This is a genomic window from Streptomyces sp. NPDC008092 (assembly GCF_042957285.1).
GTDB lineage: Bacteria > Actinomycetota > Actinomycetes > Streptomycetales > Streptomycetaceae > Streptomyces.
The window spans coordinates 163,300-171,352 of sequence record NZ_JBIBHY010000020.1 but is presented as its reverse complement, the minus strand read 5'-3'; the positions used below and the strand labels follow the sequence as shown (position 1 = coordinate 171,352).

The 8,053-nt window shown below is 70.1% G+C and carries 9 protein-coding genes; 5 read left to right on the top strand and 4 right to left on the bottom strand.

Going from position 1 to position 8,053, the window contains the following annotated elements:
* Positions 1–618: 618 nt before the first annotated feature.
* Positions 619–1,215, top strand: a complete 597-nt coding sequence (locus tag ACFZB3_RS44465; RefSeq protein WP_391388252.1) for a YceI family protein — start codon at positions 619–621, stop codon at positions 1,213–1,215.
* A gap of 121 nt (positions 1,216–1,336) precedes the next feature.
* Here ACFZB3_RS44465 and ACFZB3_RS44460 read toward each other — a convergent pair whose 3' ends face one another.
* Both ACFZB3_RS44460 and ACFZB3_RS44455 read right to left on the bottom strand, forming a co-directional pair.
* On the bottom strand, positions 1,337–2,020 hold the full coding sequence (locus ACFZB3_RS44460) for a DUF899 family protein (RefSeq protein ID WP_391388249.1): 684 nt from the start codon (positions 2,018–2,020) through the stop codon (positions 1,337–1,339).
* Positions 2,021–2,179: 159 nt separating this feature from the next.
* Complete coding sequence (locus tag ACFZB3_RS44455) at positions 2,180–2,587, bottom strand: ATP-binding protein (protein ID WP_391388247.1); 408 nt, start codon at positions 2,585–2,587, stop codon at positions 2,180–2,182.
* 112 nt (positions 2,588–2,699) lie between these two features.
* Between ACFZB3_RS44455 and ACFZB3_RS44450 the strand changes: the two genes are divergently transcribed.
* Together ACFZB3_RS44450 and ACFZB3_RS44445 are read left to right on the top strand one after the other, a co-directional pair.
* Positions 2,700–3,521, top strand: a complete 822-nt coding sequence (locus ACFZB3_RS44450; protein WP_391388244.1) for a Scr1 family TA system antitoxin-like transcriptional regulator — start codon at positions 2,700–2,702, stop codon at positions 3,519–3,521.
* Positions 3,518–3,763 carry a DUF397 domain-containing protein gene (locus ACFZB3_RS44445; RefSeq protein ID WP_391388241.1) on the top strand — a complete coding sequence of 82 codons (246 nt, stop codon included), beginning with the start codon at positions 3,518–3,520 and terminating at the stop codon, positions 3,761–3,763. Before ACFZB3_RS44450 ends, ACFZB3_RS44445 begins: the two co-directional genes overlap by 4 nt.
* Positions 3,764–3,994: 231 nt before the next feature.
* On the opposite strand, the gene ACFZB3_RS44440 is transcribed toward ACFZB3_RS44445, so the two are convergent.
* Complete coding sequence (locus ACFZB3_RS44440; RefSeq protein WP_391388238.1) at positions 3,995–5,116, bottom strand: FUSC family protein; 1,122 nt, start codon at positions 5,114–5,116, stop codon at positions 3,995–3,997.
* Between the two features lie 61 nt (positions 5,117–5,177).
* On the opposite strand from ACFZB3_RS44440, the gene ACFZB3_RS44435 reads away from it, so the two are divergent.
* Both ACFZB3_RS44435 and ACFZB3_RS44430 read left to right on the top strand, forming a co-directional pair.
* Positions 5,178–5,630, top strand: coding sequence for a MarR family transcriptional regulator (locus ACFZB3_RS44435; protein ID WP_391388235.1), 453 nt, complete (start codon positions 5,178–5,180; stop codon positions 5,628–5,630).
* A 147-nt stretch (positions 5,631–5,777) separates the two neighbouring features.
* Entirely contained in the window at positions 5,778–6,560 is a 783-nt protein-coding gene (locus tag ACFZB3_RS44430) for a trypsin-like serine protease (RefSeq protein ID WP_391388232.1), read from the top strand.
* Between the two features lie 89 nt (positions 6,561–6,649).
* Here ACFZB3_RS44430 and ACFZB3_RS44425 read toward each other — a convergent pair whose 3' ends face one another.
* Positions 6,650–8,029, bottom strand: a complete 1,380-nt coding sequence (locus ACFZB3_RS44425) for a hypothetical protein (protein ID WP_391388230.1) — start codon at positions 8,027–8,029, stop codon at positions 6,650–6,652.
* Positions 8,030–8,053: the final 24 nt, after the last annotated feature.

The following is an 8,053-nucleotide window of genomic DNA, read 5'->3' as shown; positions in this document are numbered from 1 at the left end:
TCCCGGGCCGTCAGCTTGCCCTTGGCCCGCTGCGCCTCGGTCGCCTTCTCGCTGGGCCCCGCCACCGCCGCCGCACGGATCTCGTGCAGCTCGGCGACCCGCCCGCGCGCGTCCGTCGGCTCACCGGTGGGCTCACCCGTCGTCTCTTCCAAAACGGTCATGTAGTGACCTTACGAAGGACACCAAGGAATGCGAGACGTCGACTCCGTACAGTCTCCGACGCGTTTTCCTGGAACCACTGAACAGAACCAGAACGGCATGCAGCCGTTCCGACTGCTCAGAGGGCTTCGCCGTTGTAGGGGTGCGACAAAGGCGGAGTTGAGATGCGCCTCACATTCACCGGCGGTCCATACCACCCGCGGAGTGACACAGGCCTCCGGACGGCGGTTCACCCACACAGAGCCTAGCGGCTCCCCCAGCGGGTCCCGTCGCGACAACGGGACACACGCGAGGTTACGGTGAGTAATGAGCACAACACGCATGTCGATGATGTTGAAGGTTGAAGGGAATGGGTCTACGGTGTCTCTCGTTGAGTTCGTTGAACGTTAAACATCAAGGCCGCACCTTCCGCAGACAACCGCTTCGAAGTCGCGACCCGTCCCCCTCAAGGAGCACCCCATGGGCATCTTCAGCCGCAAGAACGACGAGACCACCGCCGCCGGCACGACCGCCGACACCGCCGCGCTGACCGGCGACTACACGATCGACCCGGCGCACACCACGCTCGGCTTCGTGGCCCGCCACGCGATGGTCACCAACGTCAAGGGCAGCTTCCAGGAGTTCGAGGGCACCCTGCACCTGGACGGCGCGGACCCGTCCAAGTCCACGGCCTCGCTCGACATCAAGATGGACAGCATCACCACCGGCAGCCCCGACCGCGACGGTCACCTGAAGTCGGCCGACTTCTTCAAGATCGACGAGTTCCCGACGATGACCTTCCGCTCCACCTCGGCGGAGGCGCTCGGCGGCGAGGACTACCGCATCACCGGCGACCTCACGATCCTCGGTGTCACCAAGCCGGTCACCATCGACCTGGAGTTCAACGGCGCCGCCAAGGACCCGTTCGGCAACGAGCGCGTCGGCTTCGAGGGCAAGGCCGAGATCAAGCGCTCCGACTGGGGCGTCTCCTGGAACGCGGCGCTGGAGACCGGCGGCGTCCTCGTCTCCGACAAGATCAAGCTGAACTTCGACATCTCGGCGATCAAGAACGCGTGAGCCCGCGGCGCCGGACCGCCGGCCCCGATCACCACCGCTGAGCGCCGCCCTCCACTCCCCTGAGGGCGGCGCTCAGCCATGTCCGGCGTCCTGCGTGCGCGGTGTCCTGGTGCGCGGTGTCCTAGTAGTCGATGGTCGGGTACCAGTCCCCGCGCCCCTGCGGGGTCAGGTCGAGCAGGTGCCAGACGGGCGCCAGCAGGTCGATGCCGCGCTCCCGGATGTCGTCGGCCATCCGCGGGTGGGCGGAGTACGCGTGCCGGACCGTGCCGTCGCCGTCGCGGGTGAAGACGGAGACCGTGGAGTCCTGCGCGCCGTCCTCGTCCTCGCTCCCGAGGTCGTACTTGAACGTGCTGTCACCGCAGCTGAGCAGCCGCAGCCGGTGCCAGCCGCGCTCGCGGGCGTAGGTCCGCAGGGTGGCCGGGTCGGCGGCCGCGGCGATGACGAAGTCGGCGTTCCGGGTGACGTGGTGCGCGACGCCGTTGTAGCCGTCGATCCACAGGGTGCACATCGGGCAGGGGCTGGTCTGCAGCTTGCCGTACATGAAGTGGTAGACGATCAGCGGGCGTTCGGGGGCGGTGAACAGCTCGCTCAGCGCGGTCTCGCGGACCGGGGCGTCACCGGCGTCGAGGCCGGCGGGGCCTTCGAGGAAGACGTAGTCGGCGACGGCCGGCCCCGGCGGGAGCGCCCGCCGCAGCGCCGCGACCTCCTCCCGGCGCCGCATGAGCCCGATCTCGGCCAGCCGCAGCTCCTCGCGGGCACCGAGATACTCCTCGGACTCCCCGACCAGCCTGGTCTGCCGCACCATCGCGTCCTCCTGGAGTGGGGTTCCCCCGCCCAGGCCCCCAAGTCTAGGACGGTCACCCGCCTCACTCACCTTCGTAGAGACGCGCCAGGTCCGCCACCAGGTCGACGCCGGGCCGGGCGCGCTGTTCCTCCGCAGGGTGGTTTTTGAGCCCGGACATGGTCATTCCCGCACCGCGAACTCGCACCACACCACCTTTCCCGGCTCCCGCTCCCCCACCCCCCATTTGTCAGCGAGCAGGCTGACCAGCAGCAGGCCCCGGCCGTGTTCCGACTCCGGGGACATGTCGCCGTAGCGGAGTTCGCCCGGGCCGCTGTCGTGGACCTCGGCGCGGAGGACTCCGTCGGGGTGCAGGGCCAGCCGGAGGCGGAAGCCGCGGCCCGGGGGTACGCCGTGGAGCACCGCGTTGGTGGTCAGTTCGCTCACGCAGAGCAGCAGGTCGTCCGCACGCCGGGCCACCGCCCAGTCGGTGAGGGCCTCGCGGGTGAAGTCCCGGGCCAGGCGTACGGATCTGCGGTCGCGGCGGTAGAACGCTTCGCGGGTGTGGGGGTGTTGGAACTCCGGGTTCATGAGGCGAGTGTCACTGTGAGTCACTACAGTGAACCAATGGGTGAAGTCGTAGTTCTGATCCGTACGACTCCACTACGAGGACTTCGGGTGTGCACGGGGGAAAGGACCACGCATGCGCTCGGTGAGCAAATCCAAGAAGGTCGGATCATGGCAGGCAGTCGGGGCGGTGTTGGCCCACTGCAGGAAACAAGCCCGCGTCACTCAGGAGCAGTTCGCCGAGATGGCGAGCCTCCATGTGGACACGGTGGGGTCCATCGAACAGGGGAGGTTGGCACTTCAGCCGGACCGGGCCGAGCAGTTCGATGAACTGCTGGGCACGGGTGGGGTGTTGGCAGTACTGGTGGCCAAGTTGCCGGTGCGGGAGCGGATCGTGCAGTTCGCGCAAGGGCTGGTCGATCACGAACAGGAGGCGGTGGGCCTCCTGTCGTACGAGAGCCTGCTTGTTCCGGGACTTCTCCAGACCCGTGACTACTGTCGCGCCATCTTCAGCTACCGGTATCCGGCTCTCGGGAGTGATACGGCAGAGCAGTGGGTGAATGCCCGTATGGAGCGGCAGTTGGTCTGGCAGCGGGAACGGCCACCCGTGGGGCACTTCGTCATCGAAGAGAGCATCCTGCGGCGGAAGGTCGGCGGTCCGGAAGTCATGCGAGAGCAGATTCGGCAGATCCTGGAGTACACCGAGCCGGTCCACATGAGTTTTCAGATCATGCCCGAGGACCGGACACCGCACGCCGGTCTCGACGGCCCCATGGTTCTGCTGGAGACACCCGAACACGAGCGTCTGGCGTACCTGGAAGTGCAGCGTGTCAGCTTCCTTGTGGACGACCCCGACGAGGTCAGCGACTACCACCATAAATATGGAATGCTGCGGTCACAGGCCCTCTCACCCGACGAGAGCGTGCGCTACTTGAGTGGACTGCTAGGAGAGTCATGAACGCAGCATCGCTTGCCTGGTTCAAGTCCAGCTACAGCGGCAGCGAAGGCGGCAACTGCATCGAAGTCGCCTACCACTGGCGCAAGTCCAGCTACAGCAGCAACGAAGGCGGCAACTGCGTAGAGGTAGCCACCCACCCCACCGCCATCCACATTCGCGATTCCAAGAACACGGACGGCGCCACCCTCACCGTCTCCCCCTCCACCTGGAGTGAGTTCCTTGACCGCGTCACCCGCGGCTGAGCAGACCGACTGGGTCTTCGTCACCTCGTACGAGAACGTACCGGGGCGCCCTCGCCCCATCGTCGCCCTCTGCGCTTGACTGCGTGAGCGCGGCATCGACTGGATGCCGTTCGCGGAAGGGGAAATCCGGTGCGATCTCGCGTGCCGACGGGAGGTCACCGGGCACTGGCGCGGGTGGATCAGCCTGTCGGTCGAGGCCTGCGCCCTGTGGCGGCTCGGCCTGCACCCTGATCAGCCGTCCTCCGTCGTCAACGGGCCCTCCCCGCCCACCTGGTGGCATGCCGCCGGTGAGCGGTACGTCCTCCGTCGCCCCTGAGAAGGCTTGCCCGGAGACCTGCGCCGCACCGGCAACAGCCACCAGGCCGACGCCACCGACAGCACCGCCCCCACCGCGATGCCCTCCAGGCGGGTCGGCAGCAGGCTCTCCGCGTTCTGGCCGAAGTAGCCGAGGAGGAGGGAGAGGGCGCAGGTCATGCCGGCTGCCCAGTAGGCGTAGTTGAGGGGGCGCAGCCAGAGGGCGATGGCGAGGATCGTGAACATCAGGGCCACGGCCAGGTGGCCCGTGATCCCGGCCGCCGCCACGCCCGCCGCCAGGAGCGTGCCTACGCAGGCTCCGGCAAGGCGCTCGATTCCCTTGCGCAGTACGTCCGTTCGGCCTCGGTTCCCGCTCGCGGCGACGTAGGCGGTCAGGACGGCCCAGGGCCAGTGGCCGTCGAAGAGCAGGCGGCCGAGGATGAAGGCGGCGGCGATTCCGGCCGCCATCTGCAGGGCCATGCGGGTGCTGGGGCGGGGGTGGAGGCGGGAGCGGCGCGCGGGTGCGGCGGGGGTCGGGTCCGGGCGCCAGGGGCTGTACCGGTCCCCCAGCCCCTGCACCAGCCACACCACCCCGCACGCTATCGCCCCGATCAGTGCCGCCCAGCCCCAGGTCACCAGTCCGCTCTGCGCCTCGGGCGGCAGTGCGGGGCCGGGGACGACGAGCAGGGCGATCAGCGGGAGGGCGATCAGGGTGCCGGCCTTGGTGGCGGCGGGGCCGTAGCGGCGGATCCAGATGGCCAGTGCCATCCCGGCCGTGTAGACGCAGGCGCCGATCACATAGTGGGCGGCGATCAGGCGGCCCAGGAAGATCGAGGCGCCTGCCGTCACCGGCAGCACCGCCAGGGCGGTGAGCCGGCGCCGGGTGTCGGCGGTGCGCTGGCTCGCGGTGAGGGTCATGGTCAGGGCCACCGCGAGAACGAGCACATCGGTGTGCAGTCCGGCGGCACCCTCCAGCGCCAGGGCGGCGGCCCAGCAGAGCAGGACAGCGGTCATCGTCAGCGCCGCTTCGTACGCGTTGCGTATCAGTTTTGCGGTCACAAGCAGGATAGTAGGGCTATTTCAGCGCACCAATAGTCAGTTCTTGCTTACTATCTCTCCCATGGATCAGCCATCTCTCTCCGACGCCGCCCGTATCCGCGGTGCCGTCATCCGGTTCAACCGCCGGCTCCGGCAGGAACGCGGGGACGGCAGCCTCAGCGCCAATCAGCTCGTCGTCCTCGGCCATCTGTACCGGCGCGGCAGCGCGACCCCGGGGGAGATCGCGGCGGCCGAGCGGCAGCGGCCGCAGTCGCTCACCCGGGTCTTCGCCGAGCTGGAGGCGGAGGCACTGATCGTGCGCGCGGCGGACACCGTCGACCGGCGGCAGTCCGTGCTGTCGCTCACCACGGAGGGGCGGCAGGCGCTGGAGCGGGACATGGCCGACCGGGACGCATGGCTCGCGAGTGCGCTCGCGTCCCTCAGCGCGACGGAGCGGGGGGTGCTGGAGCTCGCCGCCGGACTGATGGAGCGGCTGGCCGACGCGGAGGAGGCCCGGCCGGGCGGGAGTGGCTGAATCACCCCCCTTGTGCGCACGTTCACAGGATTCCCATAATTCGTGAACAGATTTGACCGGGCCATGCCAGAAGTTGGGCGATTCTTTAACGCCTGAGATTGACATGCTCGGATCAAAGAACAAGCCCCCCACCCGGAAGGCATCACGGTGAAGAGACTCCTCACGGTCCTCAAGAGATGCGCGGTCATCGGCGCCGCCGCGCTCGCGATCGCCAGTCTTCAGCCCGTCTCGGCCGCCCAGGCCGCCCCTCAGCCCGTGGTCGGCGGAACCCGCGCCACGCAGGGCGAGTTCCCGTTCATGGTCCGGCTCTCCATGGGCTGTGGCGGGGCGCTGTACACCCAGCAGATCGTGCTCACCGCCGCGCACTGTGTGAGCGGCACCGGCGCCAACACCAGCATCACGGCCACCGCCGGTGTCGTGGACCTCCAGTCGACCACCGGGCGGGTCCAGGTCAAGTCGACGTACGTCTACCGGGCGCCCGGCTACAACGGCAACGGCAAGGACTGGGCGCTCATCAAGCTCGCCTCGCCCATCAACCTGGCGACGCTGCCCATCGCCACCACCACGACGTACAACACCGGCACCTTCACCATCGCCGGCTGGGGCTCGGCCACCGAGGGCGGCGCCCAGCAGCGCTACCTGCTCAAGGCCACCGTGCCGTTCGTCAGCGACGCCACCTGCCGCTCCTACAGCGGCTACAGCGGCCTGGTCGCGAGCGACGAGATCTGCGCCGGTTACGCGGCGGGGGGCGTCGACACCTGCCAGGGCGACTCCGGCGGCCCCATGTTCCGCAAGGACAGCGCCGGCGCGTGGATCCAGGTCGGCATAGTCAGCTGGGGCATCGGCTGCGCCCGGGCCAACGCCCCCGGTGTCTACTCCGAGGTCTCGACGTTCGCCTCCACGATCGCCGCGGCGGCGGCAACACTCTGAATCACGCCTCGTACGCCTCGTACACCTCGTAGGACACAGCCGCGGGCACGGGTCCGGCGCCGCCACGCGCCGGGCCCGTGCCCCGTACGTCAGAACCCGCCGCCGAAGTCCCCGCTGTCGCCGCCCCCGCCCCCGAAGTCCCCGCCGCCGCCGAAGTCCCCGCCGCCGAAGGACCCGAAGTCCCCGGGGTCGAAGTCCGCGCCCGACACGTCGCCGCCCTGGTAGCCGCCGGCGCCGAAGTCGCCGTACCCGGTGCCGTAGTCGGCCGCGTAGGCGGGGGCGGACATCCAGCCGCCCAGCGCGGTGCCGAGGAGGAGTCCGGGGAGGATGCCGCCGCCGAAGTAGCCGCCCGCCCACGGGCCGTAGGCCGGGCCGGCGTCCCAGTAGGGGCGGCGGCCGTAGTCGGTGTCGACCTCGCGGACCGCGGGGTCGCGGCCGTCGGCGAGGCGGGTGGCGTCGGCCGCGCAGACCGGGACCTCGCGGGGCGCGCCGCCGGCCGGGGTCCAGGTGGCGTCGGTGACCGAGGGGCCGTGCCGGGGGTCGAAGAAGCAGGGCGGGCGGCGCTCCGGGAGCGGGCGGCCCTCGCGGCGGGCGGCCAGCTCGGCGAGCGAGAAGCGGCCGTCCTCCAGGGCCTGGGTGACCGCGCGGACGTCCTCCGGCCTGCGGGCGTCGGCCATCGCGGACTTCGCCTGGTCGTAGGCGTTCAGGGCGCGCTCGTAGTCGGCGCGCATCGCGTCGTCGGCGCCCGGCTCGGCCGGGTGGAAGTCGAGGCGGTCCAGTTCCTCGCCGAACGCGGTGATGTCCTCGTCCACGACCACCCGGAGCCGGTCCAGGGCGGCCCGCTGCTCCTCCTCGTGCCGCCGGCGGTTGCGGCGGACCAGCGCGTAGGCGCCCGCCCCGCCGGCCACGACCACCGCGCCGAGCGCGATCAGCGCCGTACCGGAGACTCCCGAGCCGCCCGTGCTGCCGCCGCCCCAGCTCGCGGGGGCCTTGCCGCCCATGTTGGTCAGGGCGCGGCCGGTGAAGTCGGTCAGCTGGGTCCTGGCGGTCTCGCCCTGGACGCTGGTGACCAGGTTCTGCACGGCCGTCCGGGACAACACGGAGGAGTCGGCGCGGGCGTCGAAGCGGTCGCCGAGGCGGACCGCGTAGAGGCCGGTGACGCCGGTGGCGGTGCGCAGGTTCGTGAAGAGGTCCTTGGTGGGGTAGCCGGCCGGCAGGACGGCGACGAACAGGGGTTTGTCCGCGTCCTTGATCTGCCGGGCCAGCGCGTCGGCGTCGGCCGTGGAGAGCTGGGCGGCGGCCGCCGGGTCGACGTACACCGGGTTCTTGCGCAGGGCGTCGGCGACCGCCGAGACGCCGGTCGCCGCGCCGGCCCGCGGGGCGGTCGCGGTCAGGGCGACCAGAGCCAGCGCAAGCGCCAGGAACAGGAGCCCCGGGAGGCTTCGGGTGGTCCGTCGCACCGCGTTCATGCTTCGAACCTACCCCGAAGCCTC